Here is a 21,048-nt window from a genome sequence, read left to right as displayed (position 1 = left end):
GCGTCAACCCGTGACGGCGCCCTGGTTCGCCGGCCGGGCGAGGGCCGCGAATTTCGCGAGCACGCCGCGCGTGTAGCGCGGCGCCGGCTGTTTCCACGCGGCGCGACGGCGCGCGAGCTCGGCATCGTCGACGTTCAGTTCCAGCAGCAGCCGGTGCGCGTCGATCGTGATCGAGTCGCCTTCCTGCACGAGCGCGATCGTGCCGCCGACGAACGCCTCGGGCGCGACGTGGCCGACCACCATGCCCCACGTGCCGCCCGAGAAGCGGCCGTCCGTGATGAAGCCGACCGATTCGCCGAGCCCCTTGCCGATGATCGCGGACGTCGGCGCGAGCATTTCCGGCATGCCGGGGCCGCCCTGCGGGCCGAGGTAGCGCAGCACGAGTATGTCGCCGGCGCGGATCCGGTCGCCGAGGATCGCATCCATCGCGCTCTGCTCGTCGTCGAACACGCGTGCCGGGCCCGTGATCACCGGGTTCTTCAGGCCGGTGATCTTCGCAACCGCGCCGTCTTCCGCGAGATTGCCCTTCAGGATCGCCAGGTGACCCTCCTTGTACAGCGCGCGGTCGATCGGGAAGATCACGTCCTGGTCCGCGCGCGGCACGCTCGGCACGTCCTTCAGTTCGTCGGCGATCGTGCGGCCGGTGATCGTCATGCAGTCGCCGTGCAGCAGCCCCGCATCGAGCAGGATCTTCAGCACCTGCGGAATCCCGCCGGCCCGGTGCAGGTCGGTCGCGACGTACCGGCCCGACGGCTTCAGGTCGCAGATCACGGGCACGCGCTTGCGGATGCGCTCGAAGTCGTCGATCGTCCAGTCGACCTCGGCCGCATGCGCGATCGCGAGATAGTGCAGCACCGCATTGGTCGAGCCGCCGGTCGCCATGATCACCGACACCGCGTTCTCGATCGACGCCTTCGTGATGATGTCGCGCGGCTTCAGGTCGCGCTTCACGGCCTCGACGAGCACGCGCGCCGATTCGGCCGCCGAATCGACCTTCTCCTGGTCGGGGTTCGCCATCGTCGACGAGTACAGAAGCGACATCCCGAGCGCCTCGAACGACGAACTCATCGTGTTCGCGGTGTACATGCCGCCGCACGAACCCGACGTCGGGCACGCGTTCTGCTCGACGCCTTCGAAATCCTCCTGCGTCATCCGGCCCGCGGTGAATTCGCCGACGGCCTCGAACGACGACACGATCGTCAGGTCGCGGCCCTTCCAGTGGCCGGGGCGGATCGTGCCGCCGTACACGTAGATGCCGGGCACGTTCAGGCGCGCGAGCGCGATCATGCCGCCCGGCATGTTCTTGTCGCAGCCGCCGACGACGACCACGCCGTCCATCCATTGCCCTTGCACGCAGGTTTCGATGCAGTCGGCGATCACCTCGCGCGACACGAGCGAGTACTTCATGCCCTCGGTGCCCATCGACATGCCGTCCGAAATCGTCGGCGTGCCGAAGATCTGCGGGTTCGCGCCGGACGCCTTCACGGCCGCGACGGCCGCGTCGGACAGGCGCTGCAGGCCGGAATTGCACGGCGTGATCGTCGAATGGCCGTTCGCGATGCCGACCATCGGCTTGTCGAAATCGTCCTTCTGGTAGCCGAGTGCGTAATACATCGAGCGATTCGGCGAACGGGCCACGCCTTGCGTGATGTGCTTCGAGCGACGGTTGTACGGCATGGGGGACTCCATCGTTGTCTGGGCGACGCCCGTGAGCGGCGCGCCGGTTCGGATGAAACAAGAATGGAGTGTCCGGATTGGGATGTCCAATATATTATTTGTCGCCTATTAAGTCGTTTTACGAATGAGTGACGTATGGCTGATCCGACACCCGACCTGCGCCAGTGGCGCTATTTCGTGACCGTTGCCGACGAGCGCCATTTCGGCCGCGCGGCCGAACGCCTGTCGATGACGCAGCCGCCGCTGTCGCAGGCGATCCGGGCGCTCGAGGATGCGCTCGGCGTCGCGCTGTTCGTGCGCACCAAGCGCTCGGTGGCGTTGACCGCGGTCGGCGCGGCGCTGTTGCCCGACGTGCGCCGGCTGCTTGCGTCGGCCGATGCGCTGCCGCCGCTCGCGCGACGGCTCGCGCGCGGCGAGGCCGGCTCGCTGTCGCTCGCGTTCGTGTCGACCGCCGATTACGGGCTGCTGCCGTCGCTGTTGCGCGCGTTCGGCGCGCGCTATCCGCAGGTGCGCCTGCAGCTCGCGGAGGCGACGAGCGACGTGCAGATCGACGAGCTCGTCGCCGGCCGCATCGACGCAGGGCTCGTCATTCCGCCGGTGCCGCCGCGTCACGCGGCCGGGCTGTCGTACTTGCCCGTCGTGCGCGAGCCGCTGGTGGTCGCGATGCCGGCCACAGCGTGCGACGCGCCCCAAGACGAACCCGTGCATCTCGCCGATATCGCCGCATTGCCGCTCGTGATCTTTCCGCGTCGTTTGGCGCCCGGCTTTTATGACATCATTACGGGCTGCTACGGCGCGGCGGGGGAAACTCCGCGCATCGGCCAGGAGGCGATCCAGATGCAGACGATCGTCAGCCTCGTGTCGGCCGGCATGGGCGTCGCACTGGTGCCGCAATCGCTGCGTAACCTGCGGCGCACCGGCGTGGTCTACCGGCCGCTCGCCGGTCACGCGCCGGTCGTCGAGACAGGCCTCGTGTGGCGCACGGGCGACGTGAGTCCCGTGCTCGCCGGCTTCATCGACGTCGTGCGCGCGCAGGGCCTCGCCGCGTGACGTGAACGATGGAGCGCCGGTGCCGTCCAACGCGCGGTGCTGCGCGTTCGCGACGGCCGTACCGCATTCGAAAACTTCTTCGCTAACCCATGATCATTCACCCGAATTTCGACCCCGTTGCGATCCATCTCGGGCCGCTGGCCGTGCGCTGGTACGGCCTCATGTATCTCGTCGGCTTCATCGCGGCGATCGTCGTCGGCCGGGTCCGCCTGAAACTGCCGCACGTCGCGGCGCAGGGCTGGACCGCGAAGGACATCGACGACATGATGTTCTACGGCGTGCTCGGCACCGTGCTCGGCGGCCGGCTCGGCTACGTGCTGTTCTACAAGGCCGATTTCTACTTCTCGCATCCGCTCGACGTGTTCAAGGTGTGGGAGGGCGGCATGTCGTTTCACGGCGGCTTCCTCGGCGTGACGCTCGCGATGATGCTGTTCGCGTGGCAGCGCAAGCGCCACTGGCTGCAGGTCACCGATTTCGTCGCGCCGATGGTGCCGACGGGGCTCGCGGCCGGGCGTCTCGGCAACTTCATCAACGGCGAGCTGTGGGGCCGCGTGACCGACCCGGCGGCGCCGTGGGCGATGCTGTTCCCGGGCGCGATGCGCGACGATGCGGCTTGGCTGCCGAAGCATCCGGCGCTCGTCGAGAAGTGGCATCTCGCCGACGTGTTCATGCAATACCAGATGCTGCCGCGCCATCCTTCGCAGCTCTACGAAATTGCGCTCGAAGGCATCGCGCTGTTCTTCGCGCTGTTCTTCTTCTCGCGCAGGTCGCGGCCGATGGGCGCCGTGTCCGCGCTGTTTCTGATCGGCTACGGCCTCGCGCGTTTCACGGTCGAGTTCGCGCGCGAGCCCGACGACTTCCTGGGCCTGCTTGCGCTCGGCCTGTCGATGGGGCAGTGGCTGTCGCTGCCGATGATCCTCGGGGGCATCGCGCTGATGGTTTGGGCGTATCGTCGCCGCGCGGCGAATGCGGCTGCGTGATGCGATATCGATGCGCGCGCAACTGGCGCGTGCATCGGCAACACGCATGCAAATGAAAAACGCCGACCCGAGGGCCGGCGTTTTGCGTTTCCGACAGCCGCGCGTTGCGCGTTACTTCATCTGCACCGAGCCGTTGACGGTGACCGACACGGTGGCCTTGCCGCCTTCGACCGCGATCGGTGCGCTCATCTTCGCGCTGTCCATCGGCGCCGCGGCCATCGCCATCATGCGCGGGTACGGCTGCACGTTGCGGCCGCTGCCGACGTTGACGTCGCGGATCGTGTAGCTGCTGTAGCCGAACGCCTTCGCGGCTTCGTCAGCGCGGGCGCGGAACGACTTGATCGCTTCGGTCGTGAGCTTCTGCTCGGCCGTGCGCTGCGCTTCAGGCGACAGCGAGAACTCGACGTTCGCGACCTGCATCAGGTTCGACAGTTGGCCTGCAAGCTTCGACGCCGCGGCGAAATCGCGCGATTCGAGCGCGACCTCGGTGCGGCCGCGCCATGCGGAGATCTTCCCGTCGCGATCGGTGCTCGGATACACGGAGAATGCACCCGTGTGCGCGGTGACGCCCGGTACGCCCTTCGCTTGCGACAGCGCGGCATCGGCACGCTGGTTCAGCGCGGACGTGAGGCTGCCCGGATCCTTTGCCTGCTGCTCGTAGAACAGCGTGATGTGGATGATGTCCTGCGGCACGTCGGCGCTGGCCTGCGACGAAAGCGACAGCACGCCCGCCGGTTCCGGGAAGTGCGGGTTCGCGGTCTGCGCGTGCGCGGCGGGCGACGCGAGCGTCAGCGCGACGGGAACGGCGGCGGCGAGTGCGAGCGACAGCGCGAGTGCGGATTTCTTGGTCATTGTTGGACTCCTTGTGCGAGGGCGCGCACGCGGATCACGCGTGCGCGACGCGGGCGTACCGCGCGAAAAAAACAACAGCCGGCCCGATTGGCCGACAGCGGTTGCTTAGGCTGCGCGAAAGACCCGCGAGTTCCGCGGCGGCAGCGCGTGCTGACCAGATTTGACGTTTGGCGCGTGCGCCTACTGCGTGCGCCTACTTCATCAGCTTTTCGGTGATGAACCGCCATTCTGCGCGCGTGACCGGTGTGATCGACAACCGGTTGCCGCGTGCGAGCACGCGCATGTCGGCGAGTTCGTCGTGTTCGCGCAGTGCGGCGAGCGGCACGAGCGGCGACTTTTTCACATAGCGCACGTCGACGAGCAGCCAGCGCGGCGCTTCCTGCGTCGACTTCGGGTCGTAATAGGGGCTTTTCGGATCGAACTGCGTGGGATCGGGGTAGGGCGTCGACGATACTTCGGCGACGCCTGCGATGCCCGGCTCGGGGCAGCTCGAGTGATAGAACAGCACGCCGTCGCCGATCTTCATCGTGTCGCGCATGAAATTGCGCGCCTGATAGTTACGCACGCCGGTCCACGGCAGCGAGCGCTGCGGTGCGTTGGCGAGATCGTCGATGCTTGCTTCGTCCGGTTCGGACTTCATCAGCCAGTATTGCATGGATCGTGATCGACGCAGTAGGAGGCATGAGGGTCTGTTTGCATGCGCGTTGCACATGCAAACAGACCCTGAAAAAGAAAACGGCACCGGGACTCGCCCGATGCCGTTGGATAGGCCCCCGCCTTGGCCGCTAGGCCGGCATCCTGAACCTGAGGTTCAGAATTGGTCGCAGTTAGCAGCACTTCGGGTACATCAGACAGAGTGACGCGCGCGCCCGTGCTACAAATTTCCGCAACCGTGCACATGGCATTGGTTCAAGGAATATATGACCTTGGCGAACCAGGCAGGGAAGCTGACTGAACTGTGTTTCGATGCGCCAATTTGACCACCGTTGATCGCCGAGATCAAGGGGAATCGACGCATCGATTAAAACGTTACTGCGTCTCGTGCTGTGCGAGCACCGCGCCGAGCTGTTCGTTCATCTGGTGCATTGTACGACGGATTTCCTCCGCCGGAAATGCTTCACCGTGACGCACGCTCGTTTGCAGCCGCAGCAATTCCGATGCGAGCGACAGTGCCGCCATCACCGCGATGCGATCGGTGCCGCGTACCGAGCTGTTCGAGCGGATTTTCGACATTTCGGCGTCGACGCGCGCGACCGCCTCGAGCAGCGCCGCTTCGGTCTCGGCCGAACAGGCGAGACGATACGCCTGACCGAGAATCGAGACTTCGATCTGCTTGGTACTCATGCATGTTCTCCGTGGCTGGCCGCGTCATCGCCATCCGTACGCGCCTGCGCATCCAGCAGGTCGAGCTGGTTGTCGGCTTGCTCCGCGCTTTTCGAGCGCGGCAGCTTTTCGAGAATCGCGTTCAGTTTCACCTGTGCGTCGTCGATCTTTGCCGACAGCGTGTCGCGCTCGGCCGCGAGCGCATTGCGTTCATCGCGCAGTTGCGCGAGTTCCGCGCGGACCGTGTCCGCTTCCGCGCGCAATTGCGCGACCTGCTCCTCGAGCGCGAGCCGTTCCGAGTGATAGCGCTTGTTCAGCGAAATCAGACGGCCAATATTTTGAGATAGGGTTTCGAGTTCGTTGAGCATTTGCTGCGTCCTCTAAAGACCCAGCATTTTAGCGCGGAATAACGCGCAATCCGACATCTGTAACGTTTCCAGTCGTAACACCCCCGCTTCTTGCCGCGAATAGGCGCGCCACGTGCGGGTCCGGACGCTTCCTTGACGCTCGCGCGAGCGGCTCCTAAACTGGCGCCGCCTCGGTGCTCGCGCGTGGAACGCGCGGTTAAACGGGAAGCAGGGAGCGGGCTCCGCCGGGAGGCCGCCAACCTGCGCTGCCCCCGCAACGGTAAGCGGCCGCGTCCAGTGACGCAGGCCGGCTCAGGCGCGTTCCGCGTGCAGGTTTCGCACGCGGGCGCGGGCCACTGCGCGTCATCGCGCGGGAAGGCGAGCCGGTACGCCGCCAGCCCGGATACCGGCCGAGGCGGGGAGCCCGCACGGGCTTCGTGACGCGCGGCCTGCGGGGAGGCGGGGCGCGCAGTGCTTCACGGGATATCTTCATGCTGACCCCAATCGTCCGCACGGCGCTCGGCGCGCTCTGCGGACTGCCGCTTGCCGCCGCCGCGCAGACCTCGGCGCCCGCCGTACCCGCGGCAACGTCCGCCGCGCCAGCGGCCCGGCCTGCCGCTGCGACCATGCTCGAACCGGTCGTCGTCACCGCGCAGCGCGCGCCGCAGGCGCTGGCCGACACGATTCCGCAAACCACCGTATTCGACGCGCAGGATATCGCCGCGCATCCGGGCGCCGATCTGCCGACGTTGCTCGCGTTCGCACCCGGCGCGCAGATCGTGCGTAACGGTGGCCCCGGCGCGAGCGCGACGATGTTTCTGCGCGGCGCGGAGTCGACGCAGTCGCTCGTGCTGATCGACGGCGTGCGGGTCGATTCCGCGAGTCTCGGTGCCGCGCAACTGAGCCAGCTGCCGCTCGATCAGATCGAGCGCGTCGAGATCGTCAACGGCAACGTGTCGTCGCTGTACGGCTCGGGCGCGATCGGCGGCGTCGTGCAGGTGTTCACGAAGGACGGCGGCAATCATCCGCCGCGCTTCAACTTCGCGGTCGGAGTCGGCAGCTACGGCACTCAGACGCAGCAGGCCGGCGTAGCGGGCCGGCTCGACGGCGACGGGAAGACGACGTTCAGCGTGTCGATCGCACGCGACAAGGACAACGGTTTTTCCGCGCTCGACCCGGCGAAGAAGCCGAATGCGAACCCGAATGCGAACGGCTACCTGAACGAGAGCATCACCGCGGCGCTGCGCCACCGCTTCAACGACCGCTGGGATGCGGGCGTCAGCTACTTCCAGTCGAATGGCAACGACAGCTACGACAATGCGTGGGGCGTGCCGACCGACCTGAACAACCTCTATTCGCGCGTGCAGCAGGTGCGTGCGTTCGCGAACGGCAAGCTGACCGACTGGTGGACCGCTCACTTGAGCGTGTCGACCGGCAACGATCGCAGCCAGTCGGCGCTGAACGGCGTCTATACCGATCACTTCAATACCGACAACCGCCAGTACACGTGGCAGAACGATTTCCGGATCGCACCGGATCACCTGATCCAGGCCGGCTACGAGCGGCTCGACCAGCAGTTCATGTCGAATGCGTATGCCGCGCCGCAGCGTCACGTGAATTCCGGCTGGATCGGTTATTCGGGGCGCTTCGGCCGCCAGCAGTTCCAGGCGAACCTGCGCCGCGACCAGTACTCGGACTTCGGCGGCGCCAATTCCTACTATCTCGGCTACGGCCTTGAACTGACCGATCGCTGGAAGGTGACCGCGAGCTATTCGGACGCGTTTCGCGCGCCGAGCTTCAACGACCTCTATTACCCGATGGCCGGCAATCCGTCGATCCAGCCGGAGCACAGCCATTCGATCGAGGCCGCGCTGCAGTATGCGTCCGATGCGGTGGGCGTGATGCGGCTCACCGCGTTCCAGACGCGCTACGCGAACCTGATCAACTATCGGCCCGACGGGAGCGGTTTCTACTATATTGCGCAGAACGTCGGCAGCGCAAAGGTGCAGGGGCTCGAAGGATCGTGGCAGGGGCATGTCGGCGCGACCGACGTACGGGTTGCCGCCACGTTGCAGAACCCGGTCAACGAAACGCAGAATCAGGATCTCGACCGCCGCGCGCGACGTTTCGCGTCGATGGCCGTGAACCGCGCATTCGGCGCGTGGCGTGTCGGCGGCGAATGGCTCGTGAGCGGCGCGCGCAACGATCCGGGCGGCGGGCGGCTCGGCGGCTACGGGATCGTCAACCTGTCCGCGCGCTACAACATCACGAAGTCGTGGTACGTCAGCGCGCGCATCGATAACCTGCTCGACAAGGACTACGAGCTTGCATACGCCTACAACACGCCGAAGCGCGGCGCCTATGTCACGCTCGGCTGGCAGCAGCAGTAAGCGGATGCGCCGCGCGTCGTGCGCAGCGCCGTGCGCGGCATGAGCGCCGCGCGCGCCGCCGCGATCTGGGCCGCGCTGGCCGCCGCGGTCGCGTTGCTGTTCGTCGCGTCGCTGTCGATCGGCAGCGTGCCGATGTCGCCGTGGCAGGCGCTCGCGTCGCTCGTGCCGCATGGCGGCGACGCGCTGTTCGCCGACATCGTCCGCACGCTGCGCCTGCCGCGCGCGCTCGCGGGCTTTGCATGCGGCGCGCTGCTCGCGCTTGCCGGTGCACTGCTGCAGGTGCTGCTGCGCAACCCGCTCGCGGAACCGTACGTGCTCGGCGTGTCCGGCGGCGCGGCCGGGTTTGCGCTTGTCGCGATGATCGCGGGCGGTGCGTGGTGGCTCGTTGATGCGTCGGCGTTCGCCGGCGCGCTCGTGTCGGTTGCGCTCGTGCTCGGCCTCGCGCGCCGCGAGCTGTGGCGCGGCGACTCGCGTGACGCGTCGCCGCGGCTGCTGCTTACCGGTGTCGTGATCGCGGCAGGGTGGGGCGCGCTCGTCACGCTGCTGCTGTCGCTCGCGCCCGATGCGCGGTTGCGCGGGATCATCTTCTGGCTGACGGGCGACCTGAACGGCGTGACCGCACCGTGGTTCGCGTGGGGCGCGCTGCTATTGGCCGCATGTGTCGCGCTGCCGGCCGCGCCGCAATTGAACGTGCTGCTGCGTGGCGACGCGACCGCGCTCGCGCTCGGCGTACCCGTCGCGCGCCTGCGCGTGCGGATCTATCTCGTCGCGTCGCTGGCCGCGGCGGCCGCGGTGACGACGGCCGGCACGATCGGCTTCGTCGGCCTCGTCGTGCCGCACGCGCTGCGGCTCGCATTCGGCAACGACCAGCGCATGCTGCTGCCGGCCGCGATGCTCGCGGGCGGCGGCGGCGTGATGGCGGCCGACCTGCTCGCGCGCACCGCGATCGCGCCCGCGCAACTGCCGGTCGGCGTGATGACCGCGTTGATCGGCGTGCCGGTGTTCCTGTGGATGTTGCTGAGGAGGCCGATGCGATGACAGGCACTGCGCAGTACGCCGCTGCTTCCGGCAACGACATGGCCTGCGCGACCGTCGACCTGACGCTGAAGGCCGGCGCGCGCACGCTGCTCGACGGCTTTACGCAGGCCTTCCGCCCCGGCGAAATCTGGTGCGTCGCGGGGCCGAACGGCGCGGGCAAGACGACGCTGCTCGCGACGCTCGCGGGGCTGCACCCGCCGGCCGGCGGCCGGGTCGAGGTCGATGGCCGGCCGCTTGCCGCATGGCCGCCCACGCAGCTCGCGCAGCGTCGCGCGCTGATGCCGCAGCAACTGCACGATGCATTCAGCGCGACCGTGTTCGACACGGTGCTGCTCAACCGCTTTCCGTATCTCGGCGGCTGGGGCTGGGAGCGCGACGGCGACCGCGCGGCCGCGCGCGACGCGCTTGCGACCTTCGACCTGACCGCGCTCGCGTCGCGCGACGTGCTGTCGCTGTCGGGCGGCGAGCGGCAGCGCGTCGCGCTGGCCGCGACGCTGTGCCAGGATGCGTCGCTGATGCTGCTCGACGAGCCGCTCGCGCATCTCGACCTGCATCACCAGATCGACTGCCTGACCGCGCTGGCCGCATGGCTCGACGCGGGCCCGCGCACGGTGCTGTTCTCGTGCCACGACCTGAATCTCGCGCGGCGTTTCGCGACGCATGCGCTGTTGCTCGACGGCCGCGGCCATGCGTGGGCCGGCCCCGTGCACGACGTGCTGACGCCCGAGCGTGCGAGTGATGCGTTCGGCTATCCGCTCGTGCTGATCCGCGAGCATGGCCGCGACGCGCTGCTGCCTGCATGGCCTGAGCGACAATGACCTTTTCCTTTCCGATGCGCGGCGCAGGCCGCGCCAACGACACGGCTTCCCGATGACGACTCCGACCCACTTTCCACCCGCGATCGCGCCGCTCGACGACGCGCTGCGCAAGCGCCTGCAGCATGTGATCGACCACAAGACCAAGCCGCCCGGCAGCCTCGGCCAGCTCGAGGCGGTCGCGCTGCAGATCGGCCTGATCCAGCGCACCGAGCGGCCGACCGTGCAGCGCCCGGTGACGATCGTGTTCGCCGGCGACCACGGGATCGCGGCCGAGGGCGTGAGTCCTTACCCTCAAGCGGTGACCGCGCAGATGGTTGCGAACTTCCTGGCCGGCGGCGCGGCGATCAACGCGTTCTCGGGCGTCGCGCAGAGCACGCTCGAGATCGTCGATGCGGGCGTTGCGTCGCCGCTTCCGCTGTCCGACCGGCTGGTGTCGCTGCCGGTCGCGCGCGGCACGCGCAACTTCGCAACGGAGCCGGCGATGACGCACGACGAGGCGATGACGGCGCTCGCGGCCGGTGCGGCGCGCGTGCGCCTGCACGCGTCGCTCGGCACGAACGTGATCGGCTTCGGCGAGATGGGGATCGCGAACACGTCGTCGGCCGCGTGCCTGATGAGCCGCCTGCTCGACGTGCCGATCGATGCATGCGTCGGGCGCGGCACGGGCCTCGACGACCAGGGGCTCGCGCACAAGCGCGCGGTGCTCGGCCGCGCGCTCGTCAAGCACTCGCACGCGATCGCGCCGCTCGACGTGCTCGCGACGTTCGGCGGCTTCGAGATCGCGATGATGACGGGCGCGTATCTCGCGGCCGCGAGCGAGCGGATGACGATCCTCGTCGACGGCTTCATCGCGACGGCCGCGCTGCTCGTCGCCGAGCGCATCGCGCCCGGCGTGCGCGACTACTGCGTGTTCTCGCATACGTCGCACGAGGCCGGGCACCGGCGCATGCTCGAGCATTTCGGCGCGAAGCCGCTGCTCGCGCTCGACCTGCGGCTCGGCGAAGGCACGGGCGCGGCGCTCGCGCTGCCGCTCGTGCGCGCGGCGGCTGCGTTCCTCAGCGAGATGGCGAGCTTCGAGTCCGCCGGCGTCGACAATCGTGACGCCTGATCGCGCGAGCGGCATGCGTGCCGAACTGCGCTACTTCTTCGTCGCGCTCGGCTATTTCACGCGCGTGCCCGTGCCGCGCGCGATCGGTTACGCGGCCGGCGATCTCGACCAGGCCGCGCGCTATTTCCCGCTCGTCGGCGCATGCGTCGGCGCGTGGGGTGCGCTCGTCTATCTCGTCGCGTTGCGCGTGCTGCCCGCGTCGATCGCGGTCGGGCTGTCGATGGCCGCGACGCTGCTCGCGACCGGCGCTTTCCACGAGGACGGCCTCGCCGACAGTTGCGATGCATTCGGCGGCGGCTACACGCGCGACGACGTGCTGCGCATCATGCACGACTCGCGGATCGGCACGTTCGGCGCGGTCGCGCTCGTGATCGCGCTCGGCCTGAAATGGCAGGCGCTCGCGGCCATGCCGCCGCTGCGCGCCGCTTGGACGATGATCGCCGCGCATGCGGCGAGCCGTGCGGCGGCCGTCAGCCTGCTGATGTCGCTCGACTATGTGCGGCCCGAAGGCAAGGCGAAGCCGGTCGCGCAACGGATGGGCGCACGCGCGGCGTGCGTCGCGGCGGTATTCGGGTTGCCGTGGCTGTTCTGGCCGGACTGGCGCACGGGTGTCGCCGCGGGCGTCGCGCTCGTGCTCGTGCGCGCGTGGGTGGCCCGCTACTTCGTGAAACGGATCGGCGGATATACGGGCGACTGTCTCGGCTTCGCGCAGCAACTGAGCGAACTGGCGATCTATCTCGTGGTGCTCGGATGGACGTCGTCCTGATCCGTCATCCGGCCGTCGCCGTCGAGCCGGGCATGTGTTACGGACGCAGCGACGTGCCGCTCGCCGCGTCGGCCGATGCCGGCGCGCATGCCGTGCGCGCGCATCTGTCGGCTATCGGCGCGCCGCCGCCCGAACAGCTCTGGACGAGCCCGCTGACGCGATGCGCGTCGGTTGCCGAACGGCTCGCGCACGCATTCGATGTGCCGCTGCAGCGCGATGCAGGCTGGCAGGAAATGGATTTCGGCGCGTGGGAAATGCGGCGCTGGGACGATATCGACCGTGCGGCGCTCGATGCGTGGGCGGCCGACCTGATGCATGCGTGTGCGCATGGCGGCGAAAGCGTCGCGCGGTTCGCCGCGCGGGTTGCACGGCGGGCCGACGCGGTTATGCAGACCGATCGGCCGCAATGGGCGGTCACGCACGCGGGCGTGATCCGCGCGTTCGCATCGCATGTGTTGCGTGTGCCGCTCGATACGCTGCTGTCGCGGCCGGTGCCGACAGGCGGTGTCGTCTGGCTGCGTGCGGATGACGTGGCGCGAACATGGGAAGTCGTGCACTGGGATGAATAGGCTTGTCCGAGCCCGCATGTGAACGATGCGACGCGCGGTCAAACCGTCTCAAGGTACCGGACGCATCGATATGTGTGCGTCAAACGCGCAAGTCGCCGGAAATCAGCGCGCCGACCGCCGCGCACGCGCGGCATCGAGATCCTCGCACAGCGCGGCCGCGCCCTGCGCGATCCGCGGCGACGGCCGCGTCAGCAGGTCGCCGTCGATCGCGAACAGGTTGTTGCGCGCCACGGCCGTCAGCGCGGGCCACGCGCGCCAGCGTGCAAGGCTCGGCAGCGGTTCGTCCGAGCGCGTCGCGCCGGCGCTCGTCGTCACGATCGCTTCCGGATTCGCGGCGAGCACGGCCTCGTCGGTAACGCTTGGCGCGAGCGGCTTGAGCGACGCGAACACGTTGCGGCCGCCGCATAGTGCGATCACGTCGTTGATCAGGTGCGCGCCGTTGAGCGTCGTCAGCGGACGGTCCCAGACCTGGAAGAACATCGTGACAGGCGGACGCGCGGCGTAGCGTGTGCGCAGCGTCGCGATGTCGCGCGCAAAGGACGCCGCGGCCGCATCGGCTGCCGGCTGCGTGCCGAGCAGCGTGCCGAGCCGGCGCAGCGACGACGACACGTCGTCGAGATGTTTCGGTTCGCTGAAGAACAGCGGGATGTGCAGCGCGCGTAGCGCATCGGTCTGCCGCTCGGCGTTGCCGTGCCGCCAGACGACGATCAGGTCGGGCTTCAGCGCTGCGATTCGTTCGAGGTCTAGCGCCTTGTTGTCGCCGACGCGCGGCACCGCTTGCGCGGCGGGCGGATAGTCGCTGTACGTGACGGTGCCGACGAGCTTCGTACCGCCGCCGGCCGCGTAGATCAGCTCGGTCGCGTGCGGCGCGAGGCTGATCACGCGCTGCGCGGGCGCGGGCAGCGTAACCGTATTGCCGGCGTCGTCGCGCGTCGTGACATCGGCGTGGACGAGCGGCGCATGAACGAGCGCGGCCAGTGTCGCAGCCGGCGCCAGCCGGCGGAACTTGCGTGGGCTCATGCGGATTCCTGTTGCAGCGTCGGCACGCAGTGCGCGAGCGCAACACCGAGGCGCTGCCATTCGGCTTCGCTGCCCGGCAGGCCGATGCGCACGCTCGACGGCTTCGCGAAGTATCGCGTCCAGATCCCGCGTGCCGCGAGCGCCGCATGCAGCGCCGCGGCGCGCGGATCGTCGGTCCAGCTGAAGAGCGGTGTCGCGCGAACCGTGAAGCCGTGCGTGCGCAACAGCGCGGCCAGCCGCTCGCCGTCGGCCGCGAGCCGTTCGCGGGCGGCGGCCTGCCATGCGCGATCCGCGAATGCCGCGGCGACCGCGTGACGCGCGGGGCCGCCGACCGTCCATGCGCCGAGCATGTCGCGCAGCGCGGCGATCCGTTCGGGGCATGCGAGCACGAAGCCCGCGCGGATACCGGCGAGACCGAAGAACTTGCCGACCGAGCGCAGCACGACGAGCCCGGGCCGATTAACCTGCGGCGCGAGCGATTGCGTCGCGCCCGTATCGGCGAACGCCTCGTCGACGATCAGCGTGCCGCCGCGGGCCGACAACTGCGCATGCCAGCCGAGCAGGCGTTCGGCCGGCACGAATTCGGCGGTCGGATTGTTCGGATTCCCGACGATGACGTGACGCAGCGTCGCCGGCAGCGTATCCGTGCCGATGTCGAGCGAAACGACGCGATGGCCGTGACGCGCGAACGCGGGTGCGTATTCGCCGTACGCGAGCGACGCGACGCCGGCGTCGCCGGTCGGCAGCAATGCGGGCAATGCGCGGATCGCGGCCTGGCTGCCGGCGACCGGCAGCACGTGTGCGGGATCGGGCGCGCGGTAGTACTGCGCGGCACAGGCCGCGAGGCCGTCGCCGTCGTCGGGCAGCCGGCGCCACGCGTCGGCCGGGACGGGCGGCACCGGATAGCCGACCGGATTGATGCCGGTCGACAGGTCGAGCCACGCGTCGTACGGAATGCCGTGGCGGCGTGCGGCTTCATGCAGGTTGCCGCCGTGCGCGATGCGTGTGTCAGACATGATGGGTGGCCATGACGAGAGCGCCGCTCGCGACCAGCAGCGCGAGCCACAGTGCGAGCGTACGTGTGACGAGCGACAGCGCGGCGACGATGTGGACGGCGGTCGCGGTTGCACCGGTGCCGAGCGCCGGACGATCCTCGATTTCGCCGTGATAGACGGCCGGGCCGCCGAGCTGCACGTTCAGGCTGCCGGCGCCCGCGGCCATCACCGGGCCTGCGTTCGGGCTGTCCCAGTGGCGCGCCTGCGTGCGCCAGCAGCGCCATGCGGCGGCCGTGTCGCCGAGCAGCGCGTAGCTCGCGGCCGTGAGGCGAGCGGGAATCCAGTTCAGCGCGTCGTCGAGCCGCGCGGCGGCCCAGCCGAAGGTCAGGAAGCGTGGTGTGCGGTAGCCCCACATCGCGTCGAGCGTGTTAGCGAGCCGGAACAGCAACGCGCCGGGGCCGCCCGCGACGACGAACCAGAAGAGTGCGCCGAAGATCGCGTCGTTGCCGTTCTCGAGCGCCGATTCGACGGCCGCGCGCGACAACGCGCCTTCGTCGGCGTCGCTCGTGTCGCGCGACACGATGCGCGCGGTCAGCTTACGCGCGGCGTCGAGGTCGCGCCGCAGCAGCGCCGCGGCGATCGGCGCGACGTGGTCGGCGAGGCTTTTCGCGCCGAGCGCGAACCACAGCAGCGCGACGTGCAGCGCGGCCGCGAGCGGCCACGGCAGCACGGCCACGAGCCATGCGGCGACGGCCACCGGCGGCACGACGGCCGCGGCCCACGCGCCGACACCGACCACGCGGCCGCGCCGGCCCGTATTCAGAGCGCCTTCGATGCGCGCGGCAAGCCGGCCGAACGCGACGAGCGGATGCCAGCCGGCGGGTTCGCCGATCGCGCGGTCGACGATCGCGGCCGCGACCGCAAGCATCGCGACGACGGGCAGCGACAGCATCAGCATGACGGCGCTCCCGTCTTGAGGTCGAGCGGCAGCCCGGCGACGAGCAGCGTCACGCGCGTCGCGAGCGCGGCGACGCGCTGGTTCAGGCGCCCGAGTTCGTCGACGTAGCGGCGCGTGACCGACCCGAGCGGTACGACGCCGAGCCCGATCTCGTTGCTGACGACGATCACCTTCGCGCGCGCGCCGCGCAATGCGTGTTCGAGCCGCTCGACCTGCGCCGTGTACTGCGCATCGTCGAGCGGCTCGCCGTCGGCCGGGCACAGCAGGTTCGTGAGCCACAGCGTCAGGCAGTCGACCAGCAGGCATGCGTGCGGATCGTCGAGCCGAGCGAGCGTGCCGGCGAGGTCGACGCTCGCCTCGGCGAACCCCCATTCGGCCGGCCGGCGCGCGCGATGATGCGCGATGCGCTGCGCGAATTCGGCATCGGCGGCGGTCGCGGTCGCGATGTAGGTGACGGGGCGGCCGCTGTCGGCCGCGAGCCGCTCGGCATGCGCGCTCTTGCCCGAGCGCGCGCCGCCGAGGACGAAGGTGAGGTCGTGCGGAATCATCGCGTGATTGTAACGGCGCGGGCGTACCGGCGCGGGCGATAATGCGTCCTTTGCTTCGCGACGACCTTTACACGATGAATGCACCCGAGCCGCGGCCACGCGGCACGCTGATGATCCAGGGCACGACCTCCGACGCGGGCAAGAGCACGCTCGTCGCGGGCCTGTGCCGCCTGGCGTGCCGTGCCGGCGCGCGCGTTGCGCCGTTCAAGCCGCAGAACATGGCGCTCAACAGCGCGGTGACGGCCGACGGCGGCGAGATCGGCCGCGCGCAGGCGCTGCAGGCGCTGGCCGCGGGCGTCGCGCCGCATACGGATTTCAACCCCGTGCTGCTGAAGCCGACGAGCGACCGCGGCGCGCAGGTGATCATTCACGGCAAGGCGCGCACGAACCTCGACGCGCGGGCGTATCACGGCTACAAGCCGGTCGCGTTCGACGCGGTGCTCGAGTCGTACGCGCGCCTGCGTGCCGGTTACGACACGGTGATCGTCGAGGGCGCCGGCAGCCCGGCCGAGATCAACCTGCGCGACGGCGACATCGCGAACATGGGCTTTGCCGAACGCGTCGACTGCCCGGTCGTGCTCGTCGCCGACATCGACCGCGGCGGCGTGTTCGCGCATCTGGTCGGCACGCTCGCATGCCTGTCGGACAGCGAGCGCGCACGCGTGCGCGGCTTCGTGATCAACCGTTTCCGCGGCGACTTCAAGTTGCTCGAACCGGGGCTCGACTGGCTGCGCGCGCACACCGGCAAGCCCGTGTTCGGCGTGCTGCCCTACCTGCACGGGCTGCTGCTCGATGCGGAGGACATGCTGCCCGCGCAGGCGCGCAGCGCCGCCGCGCGTGGCGACGCCGGCGTGCTGCGCGTCGTCGTGCCCGCGCTGCCGCGCATCAGCAATCACACCGATTTCGATCCGCTGCGCGCGCATCCGCAGGTCGAGTTCACGTACTGGAAGAGCGGCCCGGTGCCGGATGCCGACCTGCTGATCCTGCCCGGCTCGAAGAGCGTGCAGCGCGATCTCGGATGGCTGCGCGACGCGGGCTGGGACGCGGTGATCCGTCGCCACCTGCGCTACGGCGGCAAGGTGATCGGCATCTGCGGCGGGATGCAGATGCTCGGCCGCACGCTCGACGATCCGCTCGGCCTCGAAGGCGCGCCCGGCAGCGTGCCGGGGCTCGCGCTGCTCGATTTCGACACGACGCTGCAGCCCGACAAGACGCTGAAGAACGTGACCGGACATCTCGCGCTGCCGGGCGGGGCCGCCGTGCGCGGCTACGAGATCCATATGGGCGACACGCGCGGGCCCGCGCTCGCCGCACCCGCGCTGGCGCTGGCAGCCGACGCCGCGCAGGACGGCGCGCGCCCGGACGGCGCGGTTTCCGCCGACGGCCAGATCCTCGCGACCTACGTGCACGGGCTGTTCGACGCGCCCGACGCGTGCGCGGCGCTGCTCGCGTGGGCCGGGCTCGACGGCGCGGAGCGCATCGACTATCCGGCGCTGCGCGAGGCATCGCTGGAACGGCTGGCCGACACGTTCGCCGAACATCTCGACCTCGACGCGCTGTACGCCGAGTTTCGCTGAAGCGGCGCCGGGCCGTCCTCGCTTTTTCCGCCGGATCGCGTACAACACAAGGAGGGCGGAGGTCCGCCTGGAGGAGTCCGATGATGAAGGTTCGATGGTGGTGGAGCGTGCTGCTCGCGGCGCTGCTGGGCGCATCGGCGGTTGCGCACGCGTGCGATTCGTACACACCGGGCGGCGGCCAGTCTGGTTCCGGCGACGCCACGCAAGGCAAGAGCGGTTACTGACGCGGGTATCGGGGCATGATCGGTCGTGCCCCTTTTTTACGGCCTTATTCGTTCCTGTTGGGAATCAGTTAAAGCGGATTGGCATGTTTATCGGCCAAATCGGTTCGAATAGAGTGGGGCCCATTCGCATCCACTCATGAAGGAATCCGCCATGAACCCCAATCGCCTGAACGATTTCGCCGCGACGCTGCTGCGCGTCGCGCTCGGCGTGCTGTACCTCGCGCACGTCGCGCAGAAGGTGTTCGTCTTCACACTGCCCGGCACCGCGCAGTTCTTCGCGTCGATCGGCCTGCCGGGCTGGCTCGCATACCTGACGACGTTCGTCGAACTGGCCGGCGGCCTGGCGCTGCTCGCGGGTTTCCGCGTGCGGGTTGCAGCGCTCGCGCTGCTGCCGTTCATGCTCGGCGCGACGGCCGCGCATCTGCCGAACGGCTGGAGCTTCTCGTCGCCGAACGGCGGCTGGGAATATCCGGCCTTCTGGGCCGTCACGCTTGCCGTGCAGGCGCTGCTGGGCGGCGGCGCGTTCGCGATCGGCGCCCGGGAGGCCGCGGTTCAGCGCGTGTAAGGAAGTATCAGGGGCGCGCGGTTCGGCGCGACCCGTTCCGGTGATCCCCCGTTTGCCGATATCATCGCTCCCTGTATCCGCAATCGAGCGGCGCCAGCCATGCGGCCGGCGCCGCGTGGCTTTTTCGGGGGAATTCATGACGGTGATCGTGGTGGCGAATCCGAAGGGCGGCGTGGGGAAAAGCACGCTGTCCACCAATCTTGCCGGCTATTTCGCGGCGCAAGGCGCGTGGGTCGCGCTCGCCGACCTGGACCGGCAGCAGTCCGCGCATGCGTGGCTCGACCTGCGACCGGCCGGCTTGCCGGCGATCGAATCGTGGGATCTCGATCCGGACGCGCCGTCGAAGCCGCCGCGCGGCCTCGAATATGCGGTGATCGATACGCCGGCCGGCCTGCACGGCAACCGGCTCGGCGTCGCGCTGCAAGTGGCCGACAAGGTGATCGTGCCGCTGCAGCCGTCGATGTTCGATATTCTCGCGACCCAGCAGTTTCTGGAGCGCCTCGCTGGCGAGAAGGCCGTGCGCAAGGGCGGCGTCGAGGTCGGGATCGTCGGGATGCGGGTCGATGCGCGCACGCGCTCGTCGGACCAGCTGCACCGCTTCGTCGAAGGGCTCGGCCTGCCGGTGCTCGGCTACGTGCGCGACACGCAGAACTACGTGCAGATCGCCGCGCACGGCCTCACGCTGTGGGACGTCGCGAAGAGCCGGGTCGAAAAGGATCTCGAACAGTGGCGGCCGATCGTCGAATGGGCCGAGCGCGTTGCGCCGAAGGCGGAGAAGGCCGCCAAGGCGTCCTGATCCGATCGCGCGGCCCCGAGGCCGGCGCGCGCTGAAATGAGAAAGGGCCGGATCCCGTGTCGCACGGGATCCGGCCCTTCGACCGCAGGCGGCGCAGCCGCTCCCGCGCGCCACGGCACGCGGGCGGCCGGTCAGGTTAGGTCCAGTTCTGCGTCGGCACGTGATCGCGGTGGCCCTTGATCTTGTTGCCGTCGTCGATGAACACGAGCTTCGGCTTCCAGCCGGCCTGCAGTTCGGCTTCGTCGACCATCGCGAACGCCGCGATGATCACGAGGTCGCCAAGCTGCGCACGGCGCGCGGCCGAGCCGTTCAGCGAGATCATCCCGCTGCCGCGCTCGCCCTTGATCGCGTACGTCGAGAAGCGCTCGCCGTTGTTGATGTTCCAGATGTCGATCCGTTCGTTTTCGACGATGTTGGACGCTTCGAGCAGGTCTTCGTCGATCGCGCACGAGCCTTCGTAATGCAGCTCGCAGTGCGTGACTGCCGCGCGGTGGATCTTCGATTTGAGCATGTGGCGCTGCATGGTGTCTCCGTGATGCGTCGTGAGAGGCGCGGGCAGGCGGCCCGTCAGATTTCCAGGTTGTCGATGAGGCGCGTCGCGCCGAGCTTCGCGGCCGCGAGCACGACGAGCGGCTCGCCGGCTTCGAGTTCGGCGGCGCTCGGCGCGATCAGGTTCGCGCGGCGGCGGATCGACAGGTAGTCGGGCGCCCAGCCGCGCTCGGCCAGATGCGTGCGCGCCTGCTGCTCGAGCTTGCCGAGGTCGCGCTCGCCGCCGAGCACGCTTTCGCGCATGCGCTGCAGCGTCTTCGCGAGTTCGGGCGCTTCCCTGCGCTCGTCGGCCGACAGGTAGCGGTTGCGCGACGACAGCGCGAGGCCGTCCTCGTCGCGCACGGTTTCGGCCGCGATGATGTCGACCGGCAGCGCGAGCTGCTGGCACATGCGGCGCACGATCATCAACTGCTGGTAGTCCTTCTTGCCGAACACGGCGACGCGCGGCTGCACGCAGGCCATCAGCTTCGACACGACCGTGCACACGCCGGTGAAGAAGCCGGGCCGGAATTCCCCTTCGAGGATCCCGCCGAGATCGTCCGGCGGCAGCACGCGGTATTCCTGCGGCTCCGGGTACATGTCGCGCTCGGTCGGCGCGAACAGCACGTAGACGTTTTCCTTCTGCAGCTTCTCGATATCGTCCTGCAGCGTGCGCGGGTACTTGTCGAAATCCTCGTTCGGGCCGAACTGCAGCCGGTTGACGAAGATGCTCGCCACGACCGGGTCGCCGTGCTGGCGCGCGAGGCGCATCAGCGACAGGTGCCCTTCGTGCAGGTTGCCCATCGTCGGCACGAACGCCGTGCGGTTCTGTCCGCGCAGCTGGTCGCGCAGTTCATGGATCGAGCTGATGACTTTCATGATCGGGTAGCGGGTTCCTCGCGCATGCGCGCGTTGGCGC

General features: G+C 69.0%; 23 protein-coding genes, 1 other RNA gene and 1 riboswitch. Of the genes, 12 read left to right on the top strand and 12 right to left on the bottom strand.

The genetic code is table 11. The features are described 5' to 3' along the window. Positions 1 to 3: 3 nt before the first annotated feature. Positions 4 to 1,677, bottom strand: a complete 1,674-nt coding sequence (ilvD, locus tag AC3WLY_RS21460; protein WP_175964202.1) for a dihydroxy-acid dehydratase — start codon at positions 1,675 to 1,677, stop codon at positions 4 to 6. Positions 1,678 to 1,812: 135 nt separating this feature from the next. Here ilvD and AC3WLY_RS21455 point away from each other — a divergent pair, with 135 nt between their 5' ends. Continuing rightward, entirely contained in the window at positions 1,813 to 2,727 is a 915-nt protein-coding gene (locus AC3WLY_RS21455; protein WP_310138983.1) for a LysR substrate-binding domain-containing protein, read from the top strand. 89 nt (positions 2,728 to 2,816) lie between these two features. After that, complete coding sequence (gene lgt / locus AC3WLY_RS21450; RefSeq protein ID WP_310138980.1) at positions 2,817 to 3,707, top strand: prolipoprotein diacylglyceryl transferase; 891 nt, start codon at positions 2,817 to 2,819, stop codon at positions 3,705 to 3,707. A 111-nt stretch (positions 3,708 to 3,818) separates the two neighbouring features. Here the strand turns inward: lgt and AC3WLY_RS21445 are convergent, their stop codons facing one another. The 5 genes from AC3WLY_RS21445 to AC3WLY_RS21425 form a co-directional block, all read right to left on the bottom strand. Then, complete coding sequence (locus tag AC3WLY_RS21445; protein ID WP_492309228.1) at positions 3,819 to 4,559, bottom strand: SIMPL domain-containing protein; 741 nt, start codon at positions 4,557 to 4,559, stop codon at positions 3,819 to 3,821. A gap of 193 nt (positions 4,560 to 4,752) precedes the next feature. Next, the gene (locus AC3WLY_RS21440; RefSeq protein WP_425131439.1) at positions 4,753 to 5,214 is read right to left on the bottom strand and encodes an EVE domain-containing protein; all 462 of its coding nucleotides are present in this window, start codon (positions 5,212 to 5,214) and stop codon (positions 4,753 to 4,755) included. 111 nt (positions 5,215 to 5,325) lie between these two features. After that, positions 5,326 to 5,507, bottom strand: a non-coding RNA gene (ssrS, locus tag AC3WLY_RS21435) — 6S RNA. Positions 5,508 to 5,588: 81 nt separating this feature from the next. Then, a complete protein-coding gene (locus AC3WLY_RS21430) occupies positions 5,589 to 5,903 on the bottom strand; it encodes a cell division protein ZapA (protein WP_011352906.1) in 315 nt (104 codons plus the stop codon). Further along, positions 5,900 to 6,250: an ATPase gene (locus AC3WLY_RS21425; RefSeq protein WP_006478092.1), complete on the bottom strand. Its 351-nt coding sequence runs from the start codon at positions 6,248 to 6,250 to the stop codon at positions 5,900 to 5,902. Before AC3WLY_RS21425 ends, AC3WLY_RS21430 begins: the two co-directional genes overlap by 4 nt. A gap of 154 nt (positions 6,251 to 6,404) precedes the next feature. Beyond that, a riboswitch (cobalamin riboswitch) is annotated at positions 6,405 to 6,658 on the top strand. Between the two features lie 62 nt (positions 6,659 to 6,720). On the opposite strand from AC3WLY_RS21425, the gene AC3WLY_RS21420 reads away from it, so the two are divergent. From AC3WLY_RS21420 to cobC, 6 genes are read left to right on the top strand one after another with little or no spacing between them, the layout of a single operon-like run. Beyond that, positions 6,721 to 8,619: a TonB-dependent receptor domain-containing protein gene (locus tag AC3WLY_RS21420; RefSeq protein ID WP_492309227.1), complete on the top strand. Its 1,899-nt coding sequence runs from the start codon at positions 6,721 to 6,723 to the stop codon at positions 8,617 to 8,619. Between the two features lie 39 nt (positions 8,620 to 8,658). Continuing rightward, positions 8,659 to 9,657, top strand: coding sequence for a FecCD family ABC transporter permease (locus AC3WLY_RS21415; RefSeq protein ID WP_175919237.1), 999 nt, complete (start codon positions 8,659 to 8,661; stop codon positions 9,655 to 9,657). Then, positions 9,654 to 10,475, top strand: coding sequence for an ABC transporter ATP-binding protein (locus tag AC3WLY_RS21410; protein WP_425131437.1), 822 nt, complete (start codon positions 9,654 to 9,656; stop codon positions 10,473 to 10,475). Before AC3WLY_RS21415 ends, AC3WLY_RS21410 begins: the two co-directional genes overlap by 4 nt. A gap of 52 nt (positions 10,476 to 10,527) precedes the next feature. Then, positions 10,528 to 11,583 (top strand): nicotinate-nucleotide--dimethylbenzimidazole phosphoribosyltransferase, encoded by a 1,056-nt coding sequence (gene cobT / locus AC3WLY_RS21405; RefSeq protein ID WP_492309226.1) that lies wholly within the window; start codon positions 10,528 to 10,530, stop codon positions 11,581 to 11,583. Positions 11,584 to 11,596: 13 nt separating this feature from the next. After that, positions 11,597 to 12,349 (top strand): adenosylcobinamide-GDP ribazoletransferase, encoded by a 753-nt coding sequence (locus AC3WLY_RS21400; RefSeq protein ID WP_492309255.1) that lies wholly within the window; start codon positions 11,597 to 11,599, stop codon positions 12,347 to 12,349. After that, the gene (gene cobC / locus AC3WLY_RS21395) at positions 12,334 to 12,918 is read left to right on the top strand and encodes an alpha-ribazole phosphatase (RefSeq protein WP_492309225.1); all 585 of its coding nucleotides are present in this window, start codon (positions 12,334 to 12,336) and stop codon (positions 12,916 to 12,918) included. Before AC3WLY_RS21400 ends, cobC begins: the two co-directional genes overlap by 16 nt. 102 nt (positions 12,919 to 13,020) lie before the next feature. On the opposite strand, the gene AC3WLY_RS21390 is transcribed toward cobC, so the two are convergent. The 4 genes from AC3WLY_RS21390 to cobU are packed head-to-tail and all read right to left on the bottom strand — an operon-like array spanning position 13,021 to position 16,439. Then, positions 13,021 to 13,938 (bottom strand): cobalamin-binding protein, encoded by a 918-nt coding sequence (locus AC3WLY_RS21390; protein WP_492309224.1) that lies wholly within the window; start codon positions 13,936 to 13,938, stop codon positions 13,021 to 13,023. Further along, complete coding sequence (cobD, locus tag AC3WLY_RS21385) at positions 13,935 to 14,954, bottom strand: threonine-phosphate decarboxylase CobD (RefSeq protein ID WP_425131434.1); 1,020 nt, start codon at positions 14,952 to 14,954, stop codon at positions 13,935 to 13,937. The genes AC3WLY_RS21390 and cobD overlap by 4 nt, the downstream gene beginning before the upstream one ends. Further along, positions 14,947 to 15,891, bottom strand: coding sequence for an adenosylcobinamide-phosphate synthase CbiB (gene cbiB, locus AC3WLY_RS21380; protein WP_425131433.1), 945 nt, complete (start codon positions 15,889 to 15,891; stop codon positions 14,947 to 14,949). The genes cobD and cbiB overlap by 8 nt, the downstream gene beginning before the upstream one ends. Further along, positions 15,885 to 16,439 carry a bifunctional adenosylcobinamide kinase/adenosylcobinamide-phosphate guanylyltransferase gene (cobU, locus tag AC3WLY_RS21375; protein ID WP_175964215.1) on the bottom strand — a complete coding sequence of 185 codons (555 nt, stop codon included), beginning with the start codon at positions 16,437 to 16,439 and terminating at the stop codon, positions 15,885 to 15,887. The genes cbiB and cobU overlap by 7 nt, the downstream gene beginning before the upstream one ends. A gap of 74 nt (positions 16,440 to 16,513) precedes the next feature. Between cobU and AC3WLY_RS21370 the strand changes: the two genes are divergently transcribed. From AC3WLY_RS21370 to AC3WLY_RS21355, 4 genes are all read left to right on the top strand, one after another. Continuing rightward, entirely contained in the window at positions 16,514 to 18,016 is a 1,503-nt protein-coding gene (locus AC3WLY_RS21370) for a cobyric acid synthase (RefSeq protein WP_492309223.1), read from the top strand. A gap of 80 nt (positions 18,017 to 18,096) precedes the next feature. After that, positions 18,097 to 18,240 (top strand): hypothetical protein, encoded by a 144-nt coding sequence (locus AC3WLY_RS21365; protein WP_175964185.1) that lies wholly within the window; start codon positions 18,097 to 18,099, stop codon positions 18,238 to 18,240. Positions 18,241 to 18,391: 151 nt separating this feature from the next. Continuing rightward, on the top strand, positions 18,392 to 18,805 hold the full coding sequence (locus AC3WLY_RS21360) for a DoxX family protein (protein WP_492309222.1): 414 nt from the start codon (positions 18,392 to 18,394) through the stop codon (positions 18,803 to 18,805). A gap of 136 nt (positions 18,806 to 18,941) precedes the next feature. Further along, complete coding sequence (locus tag AC3WLY_RS21355) at positions 18,942 to 19,601, top strand: ParA family protein (protein WP_175964218.1); 660 nt, start codon at positions 18,942 to 18,944, stop codon at positions 19,599 to 19,601. A 136-nt stretch (positions 19,602 to 19,737) separates the two neighbouring features. Here the strand turns inward: AC3WLY_RS21355 and panD are convergent, their stop codons facing one another. Both panD and panC read right to left on the bottom strand, forming a co-directional pair. Then, on the bottom strand, positions 19,738 to 20,124 hold the full coding sequence (panD, locus tag AC3WLY_RS21350) for an aspartate 1-decarboxylase (RefSeq protein WP_031398432.1): 387 nt from the start codon (positions 20,122 to 20,124) through the stop codon (positions 19,738 to 19,740). A 44-nt stretch (positions 20,125 to 20,168) separates the two neighbouring features. Further along, positions 20,169 to 21,008 carry a pantoate--beta-alanine ligase gene (gene panC / locus AC3WLY_RS21345; RefSeq protein WP_174384252.1) on the bottom strand — a complete coding sequence of 280 codons (840 nt, stop codon included), beginning with the start codon at positions 21,006 to 21,008 and terminating at the stop codon, positions 20,169 to 20,171. Positions 21,009 to 21,048: the final 40 nt, after the last annotated feature.

Source organism: Burkholderia sp. FW306-1C-G01B, assembly GCF_058781685.1.
Note: the sequence above shows the minus strand (reverse complement) of the source record. Positions and strands in the feature narration are given on the sequence as shown.

Bases quoted from the DNA above. Each gene is read 5' to 3' on its own strand.
- AC3WLY_RS21370 (WP_492309223.1), top strand. From the start codon at position 16,514: ATGAATGCACCCGAGCCGCGGCCACGCGGCACGCTGATGATCCAGGGC.
- AC3WLY_RS21360 (WP_492309222.1), top strand. From the start codon at position 18,392: ATGAACCCCAATCGCCTGAACGATTTCGCCGCGACGCTGCTGCGCGTC.
- AC3WLY_RS21430 (WP_011352906.1), bottom strand. From the start codon at position 5,903: ATGAGTACCAAGCAGATCGAAGTCTCGATTCTCGGTCAGGCGTATCGT.
- AC3WLY_RS21390 (WP_492309224.1), bottom strand. From the start codon at position 13,938: ATGAGCCCACGCAAGTTCCGCCGGCTGGCGCCGGCTGCGACACTGGCC.
- cobT (WP_492309226.1), top strand. From the start codon at position 10,528: ATGACGACTCCGACCCACTTTCCACCCGCGATCGCGCCGCTCGACGAC.
- AC3WLY_RS21365 (WP_175964185.1), top strand. From the start codon at position 18,097: ATGATGAAGGTTCGATGGTGGTGGAGCGTGCTGCTCGCGGCGCTGCTG.
- AC3WLY_RS21410 (WP_425131437.1), top strand. From the start codon at position 9,654: ATGACAGGCACTGCGCAGTACGCCGCTGCTTCCGGCAACGACATGGCC.
- AC3WLY_RS21355 (WP_175964218.1), top strand. From the start codon at position 18,942: ATGACGGTGATCGTGGTGGCGAATCCGAAGGGCGGCGTGGGGAAAAGC.
- panC (WP_174384252.1), bottom strand. From the start codon at position 21,008: ATGAAAGTCATCAGCTCGATCCATGAACTGCGCGACCAGCTGCGCGGA.
- AC3WLY_RS21420 (WP_492309227.1), top strand. From the start codon at position 6,721: ATGCTGACCCCAATCGTCCGCACGGCGCTCGGCGCGCTCTGCGGACTG.
- AC3WLY_RS21445 (WP_492309228.1), bottom strand. From the start codon at position 4,559: ATGACCAAGAAATCCGCACTCGCGCTGTCGCTCGCACTCGCCGCCGCC.
- cobU (WP_175964215.1), bottom strand. From the start codon at position 16,439: ATGATTCCGCACGACCTCACCTTCGTCCTCGGCGGCGCGCGCTCGGGC.
- AC3WLY_RS21425 (WP_006478092.1), bottom strand. From the start codon at position 6,250: ATGCTCAACGAACTCGAAACCCTATCTCAAAATATTGGCCGTCTGATT.
- AC3WLY_RS21440 (WP_425131439.1), bottom strand. From the start codon at position 5,214: ATGCAATACTGGCTGATGAAGTCCGAACCGGACGAAGCAAGCATCGAC.
- AC3WLY_RS21415 (WP_175919237.1), top strand. From the start codon at position 8,659: ATGAGCGCCGCGCGCGCCGCCGCGATCTGGGCCGCGCTGGCCGCCGCG.
- AC3WLY_RS21400 (WP_492309255.1), top strand. From the start codon at position 11,597: ATGCGTGCCGAACTGCGCTACTTCTTCGTCGCGCTCGGCTATTTCACG.
- AC3WLY_RS21455 (WP_310138983.1), top strand. From the start codon at position 1,813: ATGGCTGATCCGACACCCGACCTGCGCCAGTGGCGCTATTTCGTGACC.
- cobD (WP_425131434.1), bottom strand. From the start codon at position 14,954: ATGTCTGACACACGCATCGCGCACGGCGGCAACCTGCATGAAGCCGCA.
- cbiB (WP_425131433.1), bottom strand. From the start codon at position 15,891: ATGCTGATGCTGTCGCTGCCCGTCGTCGCGATGCTTGCGGTCGCGGCC.
- panD (WP_031398432.1), bottom strand. From the start codon at position 20,124: ATGCAGCGCCACATGCTCAAATCGAAGATCCACCGCGCGGCAGTCACG.
- lgt (WP_310138980.1), top strand. From the start codon at position 2,817: ATGATCATTCACCCGAATTTCGACCCCGTTGCGATCCATCTCGGGCCG.
- cobC (WP_492309225.1), top strand. From the start codon at position 12,334: ATGGACGTCGTCCTGATCCGTCATCCGGCCGTCGCCGTCGAGCCGGGC.
- ilvD (WP_175964202.1), bottom strand. From the start codon at position 1,677: ATGCCGTACAACCGTCGCTCGAAGCACATCACGCAAGGCGTGGCCCGT.